General features: G+C 64.0%; 16 protein-coding genes. 10 read left to right on the top strand and 6 right to left on the bottom strand.

Features of this window, described 5'->3' with window-relative positions; all coding sequences use genetic code 11:
- Window positions 1–26 precede the first annotated feature (26 nt).
- Window positions 27–1,100, bottom strand: coding sequence for an Ig-like domain-containing protein (locus OC446_RS22085; protein WP_262031170.1), 1,074 nt, complete (start codon window positions 1,098–1,100; stop codon window positions 27–29).
- Window positions 1,101–1,432: 332 nt separating this feature from the next.
- Window positions 1,433–3,727: a putative bifunctional diguanylate cyclase/phosphodiesterase gene (locus OC446_RS22080; RefSeq protein WP_262031169.1), complete on the bottom strand. Its 2,295-nt coding sequence runs from the start codon at window positions 3,725–3,727 to the stop codon at window positions 1,433–1,435.
- A gap of 270 nt (window positions 3,728–3,997) precedes the next feature.
- Here OC446_RS22080 and OC446_RS22075 point away from each other — a divergent pair, with 270 nt between their 5' ends.
- The gene (locus OC446_RS22075) at window positions 3,998–4,456 is read left to right on the top strand and encodes a hypothetical protein (RefSeq protein ID WP_262031168.1); all 459 of its coding nucleotides are present in this window, start codon (window positions 3,998–4,000) and stop codon (window positions 4,454–4,456) included.
- A 38-nt stretch (window positions 4,457–4,494) separates the two neighbouring features.
- Here the strand turns inward: OC446_RS22075 and OC446_RS22070 are convergent, their stop codons facing one another.
- Entirely contained in the window at window positions 4,495–5,712 is a 1,218-nt protein-coding gene (locus tag OC446_RS22070; protein WP_262031167.1) for a peptidoglycan-binding protein, read from the bottom strand.
- Window positions 5,713–6,021: 309 nt separating this feature from the next.
- Here OC446_RS22070 and OC446_RS22065 point away from each other — a divergent pair, with 309 nt between their 5' ends.
- From OC446_RS22065 to OC446_RS22055, 3 genes are all read left to right on the top strand, one after another.
- Complete coding sequence (locus OC446_RS22065) at window positions 6,022–6,792, top strand: DUF3365 domain-containing protein (protein WP_262031166.1); 771 nt, start codon at window positions 6,022–6,024, stop codon at window positions 6,790–6,792.
- Between the two features lie 62 nt (window positions 6,793–6,854).
- Window positions 6,855–8,279 (top strand): serine/threonine-protein kinase, encoded by a 1,425-nt coding sequence (locus OC446_RS22060; RefSeq protein ID WP_262031165.1) that lies wholly within the window; start codon window positions 6,855–6,857, stop codon window positions 8,277–8,279.
- 22 nt (window positions 8,280–8,301) lie between these two features.
- Window positions 8,302–9,309, top strand: coding sequence for an adenylate/guanylate cyclase domain-containing protein (locus OC446_RS22055; RefSeq protein WP_262031164.1), 1,008 nt, complete (start codon window positions 8,302–8,304; stop codon window positions 9,307–9,309).
- A 105-nt stretch (window positions 9,310–9,414) separates the two neighbouring features.
- Here OC446_RS22055 and OC446_RS22050 read toward each other — a convergent pair whose 3' ends face one another.
- Window positions 9,415–10,140, bottom strand: coding sequence for a Crp/Fnr family transcriptional regulator (locus tag OC446_RS22050; protein ID WP_262031163.1), 726 nt, complete (start codon window positions 10,138–10,140; stop codon window positions 9,415–9,417).
- A gap of 170 nt (window positions 10,141–10,310) precedes the next feature.
- Window positions 10,311–10,649 carry a hypothetical protein gene (locus OC446_RS22045; protein WP_262031162.1) on the bottom strand — a complete coding sequence of 113 codons (339 nt, stop codon included), beginning with the start codon at window positions 10,647–10,649 and terminating at the stop codon, window positions 10,311–10,313.
- Between the two features lie 6 nt (window positions 10,650–10,655).
- Between OC446_RS22045 and OC446_RS22040 the strand changes: the two genes are divergently transcribed.
- The 6 genes from OC446_RS22040 (at window position 10,656) to OC446_RS22015 (ending at window position 17,171) form a co-directional block, all read left to right on the top strand.
- On the top strand, window positions 10,656–10,982 hold the full coding sequence (locus tag OC446_RS22040) for a hypothetical protein (RefSeq protein WP_262031161.1): 327 nt from the start codon (window positions 10,656–10,658) through the stop codon (window positions 10,980–10,982).
- Window positions 10,983–11,227: 245 nt separating this feature from the next.
- Window positions 11,228–11,569, top strand: a complete 342-nt coding sequence (locus OC446_RS22035; RefSeq protein ID WP_262031160.1) for a hypothetical protein — start codon at window positions 11,228–11,230, stop codon at window positions 11,567–11,569.
- A 234-nt stretch (window positions 11,570–11,803) separates the two neighbouring features.
- Window positions 11,804–13,654, top strand: a complete 1,851-nt coding sequence (locus OC446_RS22030; RefSeq protein ID WP_262031159.1) for a type I secretion system permease/ATPase — start codon at window positions 11,804–11,806, stop codon at window positions 13,652–13,654.
- Window positions 13,655–13,802: 148 nt separating this feature from the next.
- Complete coding sequence (locus tag OC446_RS22025; protein ID WP_262031158.1) at window positions 13,803–15,119, top strand: HlyD family type I secretion periplasmic adaptor subunit; 1,317 nt, start codon at window positions 13,803–13,805, stop codon at window positions 15,117–15,119.
- Between the two features lie 149 nt (window positions 15,120–15,268).
- The gene (locus OC446_RS22020; protein WP_262031157.1) at window positions 15,269–16,333 is read left to right on the top strand and encodes a patatin-like phospholipase family protein; all 1,065 of its coding nucleotides are present in this window, start codon (window positions 15,269–15,271) and stop codon (window positions 16,331–16,333) included.
- Between the two features lie 241 nt (window positions 16,334–16,574).
- A complete protein-coding gene (locus tag OC446_RS22015) occupies window positions 16,575–17,171 on the top strand; it encodes a transglutaminase-like cysteine peptidase (protein WP_262031156.1) in 597 nt (198 codons plus the stop codon).
- Between the two features lie 9 nt (window positions 17,172–17,180).
- Here OC446_RS22015 and OC446_RS22010 read toward each other — a convergent pair whose 3' ends face one another.
- Window positions 17,181–17,891, bottom strand: coding sequence for a Crp/Fnr family transcriptional regulator (locus OC446_RS22010; RefSeq protein ID WP_262031181.1), 711 nt, complete (start codon window positions 17,889–17,891; stop codon window positions 17,181–17,183).
- Window positions 17,892–18,067: the final 176 nt, after the last annotated feature.

Genomic DNA, 18,067 nt, shown 5'->3' with positions numbered 1-18,067 from the left:
GAAGACGGCATACGAGATTGCCCTTTCTAGCCAACAGCCGTCCGTACGGTGCCCGTGCCGGAGAGACCGGACAGGGTACCGCCGCTGACCGTGGCATCGGCCAACGCGAAACTCGCCCCCGGGTCCTCGCTGAAAGTGAACGTTATGGTTGCCGTCTGGCCGGCCTTCAGGATCGCCACGTTGCTGGTGATGCTCACCACGGGCGGGGTGGTGTCGATGGCGATTGCCTTGTTCGCACCGAGCGAGCCGGCTGTGCCGGGGGTGGGAAGCGTCAGGGAGGCATTCAACGTGTTGCCGGTCAGCTTGATCGTCGCGCCGTTCGACTGCAACGCATTGCTCGCGGTGTAATCGAGATCGGCGCTCGTATCTCCGGGCTGGACCGTATACGCGAAGGTCAGCGTGTTGCTGCCGCTGCCGCTCATATAGAGAGCCGTCCGGTCGGTGCTGCCGGTCTCGAGCAGCAGCGTCGGCGTGCCGCCCGCCGTGCTCACGACGACCGCCTGGTCGAAGGTGACTGTCACGGTGATCACGTCGCCGGCCTTGTAGCCCCTGTTCGCATCGGGCGACGAGACGGATACAACGACCGGAGCGGTCGCCGGCGGCGGGAAATCCGTGTCGACGACGAAATTGTCGATCCAGAAGCTCGAATAGGGGTTCTGCGTGCTGCCGTATGCAGGTTCATCGGTGATCACGAGCTTCGTCATGACACCGGACGCCGGCATCGGGAATCCGTCGATCTGGTGCTTGTAGCTGAACTCCCCGTTATACATGTAATTGCCGGCCATGTCGGAGTCGGGAATGCTCCAGCCCCCGAAATTCAGGGCAGGCGTGTAGTCGCCTACGACCTGCGGGTTGGCCTGGTAGTTCATGATGAAGTCGTTGAACTGGAGCGCTCCGCCCGTCACGCTGGTGACTTCGATCCTGAACTGGCTTCCGGCAAAGTTCGGATCCTCGGCGAAGTTCAGGCGGCCATTGTTGAAATTGAGCGTCCAGTTTCCTGGGGCGGAGACGGTAAACCGCAGTCCGCCGACCACGACGACGCCGTCGGATGCGTCCGCATCCGTGATGCCGCTTTGAAAATCGATCGTCCTGTAAGCCATTGCTGCCCCCTCGTCATCTGCGTGCCCCATTGGATAGGGATCCTCTCAGAGCCGTTGGACCGAGGGTGCAGCTGGTAATTACATTTCACAGTTCGGGAATTGCCCGCCGCCATGCAGGTCTCGGCAGGCAAAATTTGAGCCATTCAGCCCAATTTCCGCAACGGAACCTGTTCGATGAGGAAGCTAAGTGTCAATGCGACGAGGGATACATTCTTAACGATATCGGTAAAATCAACAGGAGTGTTGTATTTGTGCCCTTAGCTTACAGGGAAGCACTCGTCTTCCTGCGATCGACATTACCGCAATGAAGTTACGGTGAGCCCCAACGCACCCTAAGCGACCGACCGAGCTGCGCCCTGCTCGTCCCTCGCCCGCGGTTGGGGCCTCTGGACGTCCGAAATAAAGGCCGCGATGGCGTCGCGCGGCATGGGCTTCGCGATGAGGTAGCCTTGGGCCTGCGAGGCGCCTGCCAGGCGCAGTGCATTGAGCTGCTCTTCCGTCTCGACGCCCTCGGCCGTCGTGCTCATCCTCAGGTCCTTCGCCAGGCCGATGGTCGCCTTGATGATCGCGCGGCTGTCGGACGAGTCGAGCATGCTGCGCACGAAGGACTGGTCGATCTTGATCTTGTCGAAGGGAAAGCTCCTGAGATAGCTCATCGACGCGTAGCCGGTGCCGAAATCGTCGAGGGCGATCGAGACGCCGAGTGACTTGAGGCGCTTCAGGGTCGCGGTGGCCTCGTCCGTGAGCTTGACGGATTCCGTGATCTCCAGGACGAGGCGCTGGGCCGGCATGCCGGAGACTTCCAGGGCCCGCGTGACGCTGGCGAACACGTCCCGGTTCCTGAACTGCACCGGCGAGAGATTGACCGCGACCTTGAGCGGCTGCTCCCAGGACATGGCGGTCACGCAGGCCTCTTCGAGGATCCAATCGCCGATGGGGCCGATGAGCCCCGAATCCTCCGCGGCCGGAACGAATTGCAGCGGCGAGATCATGCCCTTCGACGGGTGCTTCCAGCGCACCAGGGCCTCGCAGCCCCACATCCGGTTCGTCGCGAGGTCCAGGATCGGCTGGTAGTACAGCTCGAACTCCCGGTTGTCGTGGGCGTTCTTCAACGCTCCTTCGAGGGCGCGACGCTCCGCCCGCGTATCCTTGATATTAGCGTCGTAGAGCCGATAGCCGCTGCTCGAATCCGACTTGGCCGCATACAGCGCGATATCGGCGGCCTTCATCAGGTCGGTCGAGGTCTTGGCGTCCGTGGACGCGATGGCGGTGCCGATGGATAGCCCGATCTCGATCTCGGTGTTGCCGACCGTACACGAGACCTGCATGGCGGCCTGGATCTTGGCGATGAAGTCGACGACCTGCTGCCGGTTACGGATCGGCCGCTGGATAATCGCGAATTCGTCGCCGCCGATGCGGGCGATGAAATCGGTCTTGCGCAGGCGCTCGCGCAGGCGTCGCGCCACGGTCTGGACGATCTCGTCCCCGACCCCATGGCCGTGATTGTCGTTGATGTCCTTGAACCGGTTGAGATCGATGAGATGCAGCGCGAAATCCGTGTTGGAGCGTTGGGCGGCGAGGAATGTCCGCTTCAGGTTCTCGACGAAGAGCAGCCTGTTGGGAAGTTTGGTCAGGACGTCGTGACGCGACAGGTAGCTCTCGCTGGCGGCCCGCAGGATGCCCGTCCTCACATGCCGCAGGCCGAGCAGGCTCGCCGCCTCGATCCCGATATCCATCATGTAGGCGAAGAACGCGATCAGACGGCTTTCGAGCCGCCTCCCTGCCATGAGCTCCGCCACGGTCCGGCTCACCGCGAGGCCGCCGGGATAATGGGCGAGCGGATGAAGCGCGATCACCCGCTCCTTCCGGTCGATCCAGCTGACATCGCGGATGATGGTCGGGATGTTCTTGCCGATCAGGCGCTGCAGAGGCGTGTTGGGGAGCCAGATGCGGCGCCCGAGCGCTCGTTCGGAGACCGGGCAATGGGTAAGGATGACGCCGTCGCGCCGGTAGAGCGTGATCGCCAGCGAAAGGGTCCTTAGATGATCCTTGTAGATCCTCTCCAAATGGCCGAGGTCGATGGTGGACACGACGATGCCGAGAAACGTCCCTTCGGCGTCCTGGATCTTGCGGGCGAGCGCGAGAACCTTCTTGCCGGTGGCACTGATCCGCATCGGCTCGCCCAGATACAGGGTCAGCGAAGGATCGGTCGAGAGAGCCCGGTAATAGGAGGTATCCCTGATATAGATCGGATCCGACATGGGGCGCGGGGTCGATGAGCCGACGACGCGCCCCCGGGCGTTCACGAGGTCGATGCGGACGATCTGGGACAGGGAGTGGCACGCACCGACCAGAATGGCCTTCGTGGCCTGCGAGGCCGCGAATCCGTCAAACTCGTGTGGCTGAAGGCAGTTCTGCGGGATCCGGCCCACCACGTCTCGCAGGACGTTCTCGATGGACTGAAAAACCGCATCCGTCCGCTCCTGGAGCGACAGCGCGAGATTCGCGAGATCGCCCTCGGCGCGCGCGAGATCGTCGTCGTAACCGCGCGCGAACAGGAAAGCGACGCCGATGATCCCCGTCGCCGCGGCCAGGATACTGAGAAAAATGATCACATAAGCGGGCACAACGGGTTTCGATCCGAGTTCTCGGGCGACGATCGTGGCCAGCTTTCGCCGGAAGTTGTCGTTAATCCGTTAACTCCAACAGGAATCGTGTCCGGATTGTTCGAAAAAGCCAAGCTTAGGACTGAGCGATCGACGCTATGGCCCTTCCGGGCCGGTGGTGGACGCGGGTGCTGCGTGATACATTGCGTGAAGTGCAGTGCAGGCCGACCGTGCCCGGACTTCCAGGGTCCGATGCCGTCGCGCCACGCGGCCCCGCAGGGGATCGACCCGATGACCAAGACCGTCACGTCCCTCTTTCACAGTGAGCACCATGCGAACGAAGCCGCAAGCCGCCTAAAGCAGGCCGGCATTCCGGCGAGCGCGATCGACATCTGGACGACCCCGCACAATCTGGCGCCTCTCCTGGAGGATCTGGGCGTATCGCGCTCCGATGCCCATGCCTATGCCGAGGGCGTGATCCGTGGCGGCACCGTCGTCATCGTGAAATGCGATGCACCCGAGGTCGGGGCGGTGGTTGGCATCCTGGACCAGGAAGGCGTGCTCGACCTCGACGAGCAGCAGGCTGCCTGGCGGTCGGAAGGATGGGAGGGTCCCGGGGAACAGGCCGCCGAGCGGACGGAATCCTCCGAGCCGGCCCATGCGGACATAGAACCGGATCGGACCGAGGTGATCGTTCAAGGACGGATTCGGGTTCAATCGTTCCGGGTGGAGCGCCCGGCCCGCGAATGAGCGCCCCCTGCGAACGATGAAGCGCCGCCTTCGGCCACCTATTGCATCTCCTTCGGAAGCAGCGCATCGAACTGCTCGGCCGTCAGGTAGCCCGTGACCGCCGCGTTGCGACTTTTCTGGTAGCCCATGATCGCTTCCCGCGTCAGCGGCCCCATGATGGCATCGATCGGGCCGGTATAGAGACCCAGGTCACGGAGCCGCTGCTGGATCAGACGGCGCTGCTTCTGCCCGAGTTGCGCATCGTCGACAGGCGTTGCCACGGATGCGTGGCGCAGTTCTTCCGCCTGGGCGGCCGCGATCTGGGCCTGGGCTTCGACGCGTCGCGCTTCCTGCTTTGCCCGTTCCGCATCGGCCTGAGCCTTCTCGACGTCGGCCTGGGCCTTCTTGGCGTCTGCTTGCGCTTTCAGGACCTCGGCCTGGGCCCGCTCCGCCCGAAGCTGCTCGTCGCGAGCGCGCGCCTCGGCCTGCTCGCGGGCGCGGCGCTCCGCTTCCAGCCTCCCGTCGGGCTCCTCGCTCTTCTGGACGGACGACACCACCTGCGGAGCGACCGCTGCGACAGGCCGCTCGATGGCCGATGGAGCCGGCGCGGGCTTGGCGAGGCTGACATCGTCCACCCGCCCGAACACGGCCCCCATGCCGCCGCTCGAGACAACCTTGATCAGCTCGTTGAGCGACGGGCTTGGCTGCTGAAGGAGCTTGGCCACGGCTTCCGCCGCCTGCTCTGCCGCGGCGTCGATCCGGGAGACCGGGATGCGGGCCGAACTGGAGAAAACCGTGACCGCATTCTTCGGAACGTCGCTGGTGAATTGGGGTCTCGCATCCAATCCCTCGATAGGGCTGTCGAAACTCGGCGATGTCATGAAGAAGAATACGCCGCCCGTCTGCGCCCGTCCGACGATTTGCGCGATGTTCGTCGTCGAGAGCGCGCGCGACAGCAGGTCCGCCGCTCGGCCGATTTCCGTGTTCGTCGTCAGAAAGAAGGTCTGGCCACCCCATGACACGCCGTGGCCGATCAGCGCGACGAAGGCCAGGTCGGCTCCTTCCGCCTTGGCGGCGAAATCCCGCAGATTGGCCCGTGCGATCGCGTTGCTCGGGTTGGGGCTCACGATCACATCGAAGCCGTGCTGCTTGAGCTCTTCCGCGATCTCGCTTCCACGCTTGGCGCCGACACTCGACTTCGGCATCTTCTGATAATCTTCCGCCACTAGGACTAAAGCGACACGCCCGGCCGCCTGAGCGGAGACAGCGCTCATCATCAGCAAGGATATCGCGAAGGTTATGCTTCCGCTAAGGAGTATCGCGCATGTTCTCCGAAGTTCTCCCCATGTGCTCTTGCGCACAGAGAACAACCCCGCCACCCTGCCTGCTTGACCGAAATGCATGGCACGTCTCCAGGACTTGCACTAATATGAAATTCGGTAGTCGTAACGCGAACTAACCTCACCAGCCGTTGGAGATCTCCCGTGGGACTACGGCTTAAATTCAATATCATTCTGGCCGTTTGCTATCTGATTGGGCTCGGCTTATCGATTTACCCATTTTATCAAATCTCCCGGCGAGAAGCCATGGAACAGCTTCAGTCGCAGATCGATGTTCTGCGGGCTCAAGCACTCTCCATCCGGCGTTATACCTCGGAAGAGATACAGCCGTTGCTGGCTGAACACTCGAGCGTTCAGTTCCTGCCGCAGACGGTGCCGTCGTTTTCCGCCCAGACGTCGTTCCGCAATTTCCGCGGCTTCTACCCGCAATTCTTCTACAAGGAAGCCGCGCTCAATCCGACCAATCCGGCTGATCTCGCGCGCGACTGGGAGCGCGAACTGATCGAGAAGCTTCGCGCCAATCCCGACCTGACCAAGGACATCAGCTTCCAGACGATCGACAACCGGTCTCACTACACGGTCACCTATCCGCTCGTGATCAAGGACGAGTCATGCCTGACCTGTCACTCGACCCCGGACAAGGCTCCCACATCCATGGTCGCCCTCTACGGCGGCAAGAACGGTTTCGGTTGGAAGCTCAACGAGACCATCGGGGCGCAGATCATCTCCGTGCCCATGGATATCGCGGAAGGGTCAGTGTGGCGGAACCTCGGCTTGTTCGTCGGCACATCGAGCGTGATCTTCCTGGTACTGCTGGTGCTGCTCAATATCCTGTTGAACCGCTACGTGATCAGCCCGGTGACCCGGATGGCGAAGACCGCCGAGGCCGTCAGCATGGGCGATGCCACCATCGCCGAGTTCGAATATCCCGGCTCGGACGAGATCGCCTCGCTTTCCCGTTCCTTCAACCGCATGCGCAGGAGCCTGGATAGCGCATTGAAGATGCTCGAAAAGTAGTTGGTACGATTGATCCCTGGCCGACCAGAACCAGATGATCGCTCGTCAGAGGATGTTCTCCGATGACCGCAGACAAGGATCTGAGGACAGGCAGCAGCCAAGGCGGAACCGGCGGCGCCATGCCGGCCAGGGTCGGCAAGTATCGCGTCGATCACGTCATCGGTCGCGGCGCGATCGGCGTCGTCTACAAGGGCTACGACGAGCAGATCGACCGGCCCCTGGCGATCAAGACGCTCCGTCCCGAGATCCTGGAGAACCTCACCGAGAACGACGAGCTTCTGCGCCGCTTCGCCACCGAGGCACGCTCGGCGGCGCGATGCCTGCATCCGAATATCGTCACGGTATTCGATTTCGTGGAGCAGGATGGCGCGCCCTACATCATCATGGAATATGTGAATGCCGGAACGCTGGAGAACGTGATCCGGCGCGGCACGCTTCTGCCGATCCGGCAGGTCGGCGAGATCATGGCACAGCTTCTGTTCGCGCTCGGCTACGCGCATTCCAAGGGCGTCATTCACCGCGACGTGAAGCCGGCCAACATCCTGTGCCCCTCGGCGGCCTCGATCAAGGTGTCGGATTTCGGCGTGGCCCATGTGGAGGCGCTCGACCTCACCAGGCCCGGCGGCATTCCGGTCGGCACGCCGAACTACATGGCTCCCGAGCGGTTCCTCGGTCGTCCGGCGGACGTGCGGGCGGATCTCTTTTCCGCCGGGGTCATCCTCTTCCAGATGCTGACTGGCGCAAAGCCCTTCATCGCCGCCGACCTGCCGGAGCTGATGCGCAAGCTGATGAACGATCCGCCCCCGTCGATCATCAACTACCGGCCGGAGCTCTGGCCGGAGATCGACACGGTCGTGCAACGGGCCCTGGCGCGCAATCCAGAGGACCGCTTCCAGACCGCGGACGCTTTCGTCGTTGCGCTCAACACATCCATCGAGATGCGTCCCAGCGCCGATCTTCCGCCCCTCGACCTGACCGAGCTCTCCCACATTCCCGCGAAGGAGCCGCCGGCGCCGGTCAAGGAGCAGCTCAACCAGACCATGGCGGAGGTCCTCACGCCCGGCGCGATCGATGCGCTCGGGCGATCCCTCGCGCATTCCCTCGGCCCGATCGGCCATCTTCTCGTGAAGCAGGCCTCCCACGAGACCATGGACGTCGACACGTTCCTCGAATGGCTCGTCGGGAAGATCACCACCGAGGCGGAGGCGGCCACGTTCCGCAAGACCGCCCAGCAGGTGCTGCGCGACGACAAGGGCTTCAAGATCGCCCAGATGGAAGCGGTGATCTCCCAGACGGAGATCCGCGCCGTCACGGAAGTCCTGCTCCCTCTCATCGGTCCGGTCGCGCCGACGCTCGTCGCCCGACAGGCGGAGAAAGCCGTCGGCCGGGATGACTTCTATCGCCGCCTGTCGGACTTCATTCCCAACGAGCGTGATCGCGCGAGCTTTCTCAGGATTCGTGGTAAAATCAGCGAGACGAAGACGTGACGTGTAGGTACGCGATGAGCGAATGATGGACAATCCGGCAACCGATGCTCCGCAGCCCGGAGGCAAGCGTGTCCGTCGCCTCAGGGCGGTCTTCGCAGCCGATATGGCCAATTTTGGTGGCTTGGTTTCCGTCGACGAGACCAACACCCTCGATGCCTTGTGGGCGACGCGGCGCATCGCCCGTGAGGAGCTCGCGGCCCATGGCGGATGGCTTTTCGGCATGCCGGGAGACGGCATCTTCGCGTTGTTCGAGAGCGCCGTCGATGCGGTCCGCTGCGCCCTCGAGACCCAGGCCCGCCTCGCCGCGATGACGAAATTCGACGCGGTGCGCATGCGGATCGGCATCCATCTCGGCGACGTGCTGTTCCATGACGATCTTCCTTTCGGCGAGACTCTCGTCATCGCGGCGCGCCTGGAGAGCCTCGCCGACCCCGGCGGGATCCTCGTGTCGGCCGCCATCATGGAAGCGGTGGCGCCGCGCATTTCCGCGACGTTCGGCGAGCGCGGCGTGTTCGACCTCAAGCACAGCCCGCGCAGGATCACGACGTTCAGCGTGTCGATGCCACCCTCCTCCGCCGACATGAACGCGACCGTGAGCAGGATCGAGCCCCTCGATAGGACCGTCTTGTCGGTATCGTCCGCAAGAACGGAAGATTGGAGCAGCGCCGCGCTGCCTCCCCCGCCCGCTCCGGAGACGCGAACGATCTCGCTGCCGAAGGCCGCGCCTCTGATCGTGCCCTCGAACCCCATGGAGCCAGCTCCGGCGCCGGCAGATGAGCGTGCCCCGGAGGCTCCGCCTCCCCCGCCCACGATGGATCCCGCCGCCTTGGAGGACTGCCTTGCCGAAATCGCCCATGCCCTGACGGTTTATCTCGGCCCCGTTGCCGGGCTCCTCGTGAAGCGGCATGCCGCCAAGCTGACGGACCCCAATGCGCTTATCGAAGACCTCGCCCGCGAGATTCCGGCGCGGGACGAGCGTCTGCAATTCCTGAGCCGGGCTCAGCAGGTCGTGGCGCGGCGACGCCATTGAGCCCCGATCATCTGACGTCAACGCGATTTTGCGTCAGACGCTCTTGTTTCTCGCTTTAACGCATCTTTGCACGCAAAACCCGTTCCCGGTTTTGCGTCCGATGATTTACTCACCGAACTCGGCGATATCGTCGATCCGCTCGAGATCGTGCACGATCAGCCCGCCCCTGTCCTGGGTCAGCAGGCGCTCCTCGGCCCAGCGGTTGAGAAGCTTGTTCAGCCCCTCCCGCGACATCGCCGTCCATTGCGCCATTTCGCTCTGCGTCAGCCTGAGGGCGATCTCGATCCCTTTCGGCGTGTCCCTGCCATGATCGCGGGCCAGATGGCCGATGATGCGCGCCAGGCGCTGCGGAGCCTGGCGCAGGGTCGCGTCCTCCATCCGGGCGCTGGTCCATCTGAGGCGCCGGCACAGCAGGTCGATCACGTTGCGCACCAGTCGCGGGTCGCGGTCGAGCGCTTCGTAGAAGGTTCGCCGGGCGATGCTGGTCAGGCGCGTCCGGAGCATGGCGGACGCGCCTGCGGTCCTCACGCCACCGTCGAGCATGCCGATCTCGCCGAAAACGGCCCCGTTGGTGAGCACGTTCAGCGTCACCTCGGCACCGGCCGCCGAGACGGTCCAGATGCGGACGCGCCCGTCGGCGACCACATAGAGTGCATCGGACACGTCCCCGACGTTGAACAGCAATTCGCCCTTTTCCAGGGATCGCGTCTGGGCCTTGCGGGCGATCTGCTCGATGGTCGGCGGATCGATGCCCTTGAAGATATCGAGCAGTTCGAGCTTCACGGATTTGTCCGCGCTCGTCGCAGCGTTCGACGATTGAGCCTCCGCCATGGTCGGGTTCCCACAACAATGGAGCAAGGACCGCCCAGCATATCGGTCGAAAGGCGACGTGCAAAGACAATCCGCTCCTCCACGATGCGGGCTCGATGTGACGCAGTTCACTGCAGCGCGCGAAGCCCGGGTGTAAACCCGGCGCACCGGGCCCGATTTCTGCCGAAAGATCAGGGTGATCGACCGATCGGGACGGGATCGAGGAGAGCCCGATGCACAATCAGCGATGGGATGACGACTGGAACGGATCCGGAGGGAGAAATCAGGCCTGTCGGCACCATGGTCCACAATCCTTCCACCAGGATGACGAACCTCATGAGCGGATGCGCGGCGGAAGAAGCGACATCCATGACGGCGGGAACCGGGGCAATCCGCCGGACGACGACCTTGGAAGCGCCTCCGGCCATCACGGGCGGCATCATGGCGACAGCCCCGACGCGTCGTTGCGACCACAGGAATCGGGACAATCCCATGAGCCTGTGCCGCACCATGATTCCGTACAGCCGCATGACGCCATGCAACCGCACGACGGGGGTAACCTCGGCTGGGACACGGCGGCTTGGGACGATGCCGGAGGGTTCGACAGGATCATGTCCGGTCACCTGTTCGACGCCTTCAGCCATGCAGGGACCATGCCGCCGGTATTTGTCTTCGCCATCGACCATCTCGACGTGAACTTCAATACCTTCATCCAGACCACCCAGATCCAGAACACGCTCGTGTTCCTGAACGCAAGCGATGGCGGCTCCATCGATGTGGGCGGCGACGTCAACGCCATCGGCCTGCAATCGGCTTCGACAGACCAAATGACGCTCATCTCCCACGAGCCGGTCTTCGGCTGAACCTTCGAGCACCACGGCCGTCGTTCCGGTCCATGCAAAGGGTCCCTCTCGGGACCCTTTCTCCTTTCGATCCCGAGACAGATCGAGCTGATCACATTTATTTTCGCTTCATCTCAAAAAAATTCGCAGGTGTGATGCGGTTCACAGTCCCGTCCGGCAAAGGGGTTCAAAGTCTAATCATCGCCAACGGAGATGGAACTTCAGGCGGTACTGAACGCAACACTCAGCAGAGATAGGATAAGCCCATGTCCCTCAACGTTAATGCCAGCCCGATCACCCAGGTTGCCACCACCGTTGCTGAAGGCGGTGCCGGTCTCGGCGGTCATGGCGGCGATGCCACCGCGGTGACGAACCAGAGCGCAGAGAGCCTCAACTACCAGTCCATGAACTCTTCGGATTACTTCGGCTGGGGCAGCCCTGACCTGAACGTCAACGCCAGCCCGATCTCACAGGCCGCGACCACGGATGCTCATGGTGGGCCCGCATTGTTCGGCCATGGCGGCGATGCCTTCGCGATGACGAACCAGGATGCTCATCAGCTCAACGACCAGTCTTCGTACGATCACTCGTTCCCCATCTACTACTAAGCGCCTTCTCCCTCCCAGAGCGCCATCGGCCGCAAGCCGGTGGCGCTCTTTCTTTTGGGCCGGCTTCAGGCAAGGCCATCATCCGATGCAGCCTGTGTGAAGCCCGTCACAGCGCCCGGCATCCGGATCCCTCATGATCGTGTCCAAGCCAACGACAGGATGCCGCCTCGCAAGCCCCAGGTATTCACCGCGCGAGATCGGCACGCAGCAAGGATGCCCGCGATGAGGAATGGAATGAAGACAAGCGCCGAGGTTCAGCTTCGCACCGCTCTTCGCACCCTGAGGAAGCCGCTGATCGGCATCAGCGCCATCAGCTGTCTCGGAAACGTCCTGATGCTCACCGGCCCCATGTTCATGATGCTGGTCTACAACAAGGTCCTGTCGAGCAAGAGCCTTCCCACACTGGCGGCGCTCACCCTGCTGGCCCTGCTGCTTTACGGCTTCTACGGCCTGCTGGAAGGCCTTCGCGGCAAGCTCATGGCCCGGGTCGGCATCACGTTCGACCACCGTCTGGCCCCGACACTTTTCGAGGCGACCCTGAAGCTGCCGCTGCATTTCGGCCCCCACGCGCGCAACCACGACCCTCTTCAGGATCTGGCGGCGATCCGCAACTACCTGATGGGACCCGGCCCCGTCGCCCTCCTCGATCTGCCCTGGATGCCGATCTACTTCGCGATCCTTTTGATCGTGAACCCGATCCTCTTTCTGGCGGCCGCAGGCGGAGCCCTGTTTCTCGTCGTCCTCAGCCTCGTCAACGAGTGGGCCACCAAAGGCACCGTCAAGGTGGCAACCCAGGCCCATGCCGCGACCATGACCCTGCTCCTCGACGCAAGGCGCAATTCCGAAGCCGCCGCGGCCATGAGCATGGGCGACGACCTCTGCAAGCGCTGGGGCAGCGGATACGTGAACTCGATCTCCCATGCCCGCGATCTCGCCGATCATGCCAGCGTCTTCGGCGCCATCTCCAAGACGGTTCGCCACGTCCTGCAATCGGCCATGCTCGCCCTCGGAGCCTATCTGGTCATCGAGGCGCAGATGTCGCCTGGCGCCATGATCGCGAGCTCGGTCATCCTCGCACGGGCCCTCGCCCCCATCGATCAGGTCATCGGCAACTGGCGCGGCACGTCGGCCGCCTGGCAGGCTCTCCGTCGCCTGCGAGCGCTCTCCGCCAAGCTTCCCAAGGCTTCGCAGCAGCAGCACGGGATGCCGCGCCCGCGCCACACTCTGTCCGTGCGCGACATCGCCATCGTTCCGCCCGGCGGGGCCGTCGCGACCGTGTCCGGCGTGTCGTTCGAGATCGAAGCCGGCGATGCCCTCGGGATCATCGGGCCGAGCGGCTGCGGCAAGTCCACCCTCGTGCGGGCCCTGGTCGGCGCCTGGCCGACCGCCCGGGGCGAGGTGCGCTTCGACAATGCCCTGATCGGCCAGTACTCGCCGGACGCTCTCGCCGATGCCATCGGGCACCTTCCCCAGAGCATCGAGCTGTTCGACGGAACGATTGCCGAGAACATCGCGCGCTTCCGCAAGGATGCCACATCCGAACAGGTGATCGAGGCCGCGCGGATGGCGGGCGTCCATGACATGATCCTCGCCTTCCCCATGGGCTATGACACGCCGGTCGGCGAAGGCGGCGCGACCTTGTCCGGAGGCCAGCGCCAGCGCATCGGCCTCGCCCGTGCCCTGTTCGGCAACCCGTTCCTGGTGGTGCTCGACGAGCCGAACTCGAACCTCGACCCCCTCGGCGAGCAATCGCTCAACGATGCCATCCAGCACATGCGCCAGGCGGGAAAGATCGTCGTCATCGTGGCGCATCGTCCGAGCGCCATCTTCGCGGCCAACAAGATCCTGTCCGTCCGCGGCGGCCGCGCCGAAATGTTCGGCCCGAAGGAGCAGGTCCTCGCCGCCCTGTTCCCGCGCATCGGGCAGCCGCACAAGCCCTCCCCGGCGACAGCCGCGCAGTCCCATGCAGGCCAGGTCTCGCCAGCGCCGGTTACGCCCTCGGAGCCCGATGCTCCCGCCGCGTCCGCGACCGTCACCAATCTGGACGCCACTCGGGCGCAGCGAGCCAATGGTGTCACGAACTAAGCCCCGTGTGGCGTGGGTCACAGCGCCGGGGTCGGCCACGTGCCACCCTGATGCTGGACCGAGCGCCCGGCCGACAGGACCGGCACCGGGCCCTCACCGGATGAGCCGGTCGCCCGCAGCGACGGCAGCCTAGACAGCGGAGCCCGCCATGACCGAGTTCGAACACGATCTCGAAGCCAACTCCTCCTCCATGCGCCGCCTGATGCGCTGGTTCGTCCTGAGTTCGGTCGTCGTGTTCTTCGGGATCGGAGGCTGGTCGGTCGCCGCCAAGGTCGACAGCGCGGTGGTGACGGGCGGCACCTTCGCGGTGCAGTCCAGCGCCCAGGCCATCCAGCATCTGGAAGGCGGCGTCATCGGCGCCATCCTGGTCAAGGACGGTGACCTCGTTCAGGAGGGACAGGTGCTTGTGCGCCTGGATGCCGCGAAGGTCACGGCGGATGCGAGCATCCTGGAGCGCAAGCTGATCGACCTGACCGCGCAGAAGGCACGCCTCGAGGCCGAGAACCTGGACCGCACGACGATCACGCGCACCGAGAGTCCGTTCTCGTCCAGGCAGATGGAGAGCGCCCTGAGGGCGGCGTTCGCCTCCGAGGAGAGCCTGATGAACGAGCGGCGCTTCACGCGGCTCAACCAGCTCTCGCAGCAGCAGGAGCGCAAGATCCAGATCGAACGGCAGATCGACGGCTTCAGCGAGCGCTACAAGGCCCTCAAGGAGGAGCTCGCCCAGGTGAATGCCGAGCTGGCCGACCAGCGGATGCTCGACAGCAAGGGGCTGATCCGGCGCCCGGTGCTGCGCCAGACCGAGCGCGAGGTCAGCCGCCTGAAGGGCGAGATGGGCGATATGGAGGCCAAAGTCGCCGGCGCCCACTCCCAGCTCACGGAGATCGAGTTCAAGATCGCCGAGCTCACCCGCAATGCCCGCTCCGAGGTTCTGAAGCAGCTTCAGGCCGTCACGGCCGGTCTGGCGGAGACGGAGGAGCAGCTCGCCGCCGCGCGAGACCGCCTTCAGCGGCTCGACATCCGAGCGCCTCGGACGGGGTTGGTCCATGAGCTTGCGGTCCACACGATCGGCGGCATCGTCAGCCCGGGCCAGAAACTCATGTCGATCATTCCGAGCGACGAGCCCCTGATCGTGAATGCGAAGATCCGGCCGGATGAAGTGGAGCAGGTCCATGTGGATCAGCGCGCGAGCATCCGCATCAGCGCCTTCAAGCTGGCCACGCCGCTCGAACTCGAAGGATGGGTCACCAACGTGTCCCCCGACCAAGTGGTCAGCACCCAATCGGGACAGGCCTATTTCACCGTCAAGATCGCGATCGCCCCGGGCGAGCGGAGCAAGCTGGAGGGCAAGGAGCTCACGCCCGGGCTTCCGGCGGAGGTTCTGATCCTTGGCGATGCGCGCCGCATCATCACCTACCTGACGCAACCGCTGACCGACCGGCTCGCCGTCACCTTCCGCGAGTGATGATACACCCACGATAAAGGGCCGGCTCCGTCGATGCGGAGCCGGCCTCCGCTTGTCCTACCCAGTTCGCTCCCTCGCCACCGCCGACCGAAGCCCTATAGAATTCTTCCGGACAGGACGCTGGGCCAACGCGATGCCGAGAGGCGACCATGAACAGGGCTGACCGCCGATCCCCGCGCCGGAGCCGCTCCGCGCGGCGGCCGGAGGTGAAGCGGTTCAATCTGGCGCTTCAGGGCGGCGGCGCACATGGGGCCTTCGCCTGGGGCGTGCTCGACCGTCTGCTGGAGGAGGATGGCATCGCCTTCGAGGGGATCAGCGCCACGAGCGCGGGCGCGGTGAATGCCGTCGTGTGCGCCCACGGGCTCGCCGTGGGCGGCCGCGAGGGAGCCCGCCGGGCCCTGGGGGAATTCTGGCAGCGGATCTCGCGCAGCGCCTGCCTCAGCCCCGTCCAGCCCTCCTTCCTCGACCGCATTACCGGGAACCATCGCCTGGAGGCCTCACCGGCCTTCCTCGCCTTTCACATGCTGACGCAGGTGCTCTCGCCCTATGAGCTCAATCCGTTCAACTACAACCCGCTTCACGACGTGCTCGAACGACTGGTCGATTTCGAGCGTCTTCGCCGCTCCGCCCAGGTCAAGCTGTTTCTCTCCGCGACCAATGTCCGCTCGGGCAAGATCCGCGTCTTCGAGAACCATGAGATGAGCGCCGACGTCGTGCTCGCATCGGCCTGCCTGCCGTTCCTCTTCCAGGCCGTCGAAATCGATCGGGAGCATTACTGGGATGGCGGCTACATGGGAAACCCCGCCCTTTTCCCGCTCATCTATCGCTGCGAGCACTCCGATATCGTTGTCGTGCACATCAACCCGATCAGACGTCCCGATGTGCCGAAGACGGCCGCTGACATCCTCAACCGGATCAACGAGATCAGCTTCAACTCGTCCCTGATGCGGGAGGTGCGCGCGGTCGAGTTCCTGAACAGGCTCGTCGAGGAAGGGCGCGCTCCCAATCCCGACATCCGGCAGGTGCGCCTGCATGCCATCGAAGCCGACGACGTCATGCAGCATCTCGGAGCCGCCTCGAAGCTGAATGCCGACTGGTCGTTCCTGACCGATCTCCATGAGATCGGCCGCAGGAGAGCCGACGCGTGGCTGCGCGACGATTTCCCGAACGTCGGGCTTCGCTCCACCATCGATGTGCAGGACCGGTATCTCTAGCGCATCGGACGGAAAAGTGGACCCGGTTTTCCGGTCCATCCGATGCGCCAGCCAAGAGAAAGAGCATCGGATCAATCCCAAAAGTGGAAGCCACTTTTGGGTCCGAGGCTCTAGTCATGTAAGCTCCGCCCATCACGCCACACCGGAGTTTGTGACCGCGTGCACAGAAGGCACGCGCCAAAAAGCCCAGTCTGGATCCCATGAGCGGCTTTGACCGCCACCACTCCCGCGGGAGGTTGCGATGGGAAGACGGATGTGGATCGTTCTGGCCTGGATCCTCTCGGCGGCAGGTTCCGCGGACGCCGGTCCGTACCTCTTCCGCCATGAGGAAGCACCGTCCCTGCCGGCCTGGATGGAGTTCTGCCATCGGAATCCGGGCGAATGCACGATCGACCTCCGGCAGCCGGAGATGATCGCATGGACAGAGAGCCTCTCGGCCCTCCTCTCCTCCGTGAACGTCTCGGTCAACCACTCGCTCATCCCGGTGACCGACCAGGACCATTGGAACGTCGTCGACCTGTGGAGCTATCCGACCGACGGCATGGGCGATTGCGAGGATTACCAGCTTCTCAAGCGCAAGCGCCTCGTCGAAGCTGGGCTGCCGCGCCGGGCTCTGCGCATGACCGTCGTGCTCGACGAGAACGGCGAAGGTCACGCGGTCCTGACCGTCCGCACGGATCGGGGCGACCTCATCCTCGACAACAAGACGGACGACGTGCTGGAATGGTCCCGGACGAACTACCGGTACATCAAGCGGGAAAGCGCCGAAGCGACGGGTTGGGTCTACCTGACGCCCGATCCCGCCGGTACGTCGCTCACGGCGTCGTCCGGGCAATAGAATTGCCGGTCAGTCGGCTCCCCCGTCGCGCGCGACAGCTTCCTGCTGCAGGCGCGCCACGTCGATGATCCTCACCCGGGCGCGCCCGAGATCCACGACTCCGCTCTTGCGCCATTTCTGGAGCTGCCGGTTGACCGTCTCCCGACCCGCGCCGACGAGCACGCTCAGCTCCTCCTGGGTGATGTCGATATCCTCGCCAAAATCCTCGGCGAGCTTGAGGAGGCGGCGCGCGAGCCGGGTCTTGAGCGACAGGAGCGAAGCCTCTTCCAGCCGCTCGCTCGAAAAGCGGAGGCGTTCACACAGGAGTTCGATGATCCTGGTCGTGATGTCCGGCTGCCGCTTGAGGAGATCCTGGAAATCGCTTCGCCGGATCACGAACAGCTCGACATTGCCGGAGGCCACCGCATCGGCGCTCCTCGAATGGCCGTCCAGCAGGGCGATCTCGCCGAAGACATCTCCGGGCCCGAGGATGTTGAGCGTGAGCTGCCGGCCCGTATCCGTCGTCGTCGTGATGACGATCTGGCCCCGCCTGACGCCATAAAGCGCATCGCCCGGATCGCCTTTGAGAAACAACGTTTCCCCGTCCAGCATCCTCCGGGACGTGCACAGGGCGGCGATCCGCGCAATCGCGTCCGGCCCGAGAGCGGAGAAAAAGGAGTTGACGGAGAGCGCCGAAACGAACGGCAGTTCCCTCTGGATCTGTTCGCCACCGGGACGCACCGTCGCGCCTCCCAAGCCTGTTTCGCGCCAAATGAAAGCCAAGCAATTATATCGGAAACCGGGATTGTCTCAACCCGAGAACGCCGTGATCCTCACGGGCGAAAGCGGAACCGGCGTCTTCCGAAAGCTTGGTCCGTCAGATCGGCGGAGATTTTCGAGCCAGTCCAGATCATTAT

It is taken from the genome of Microvirga sp. Mcv34, from assembly GCF_024519725.1.
In the GTDB taxonomy this organism is placed as follows: Bacteria; Pseudomonadota; Alphaproteobacteria; order Rhizobiales; family Beijerinckiaceae; genus Microvirga.
Note: the sequence above shows the minus strand (reverse complement) of the source record. Positions and strands in the feature narration are given on the sequence as shown.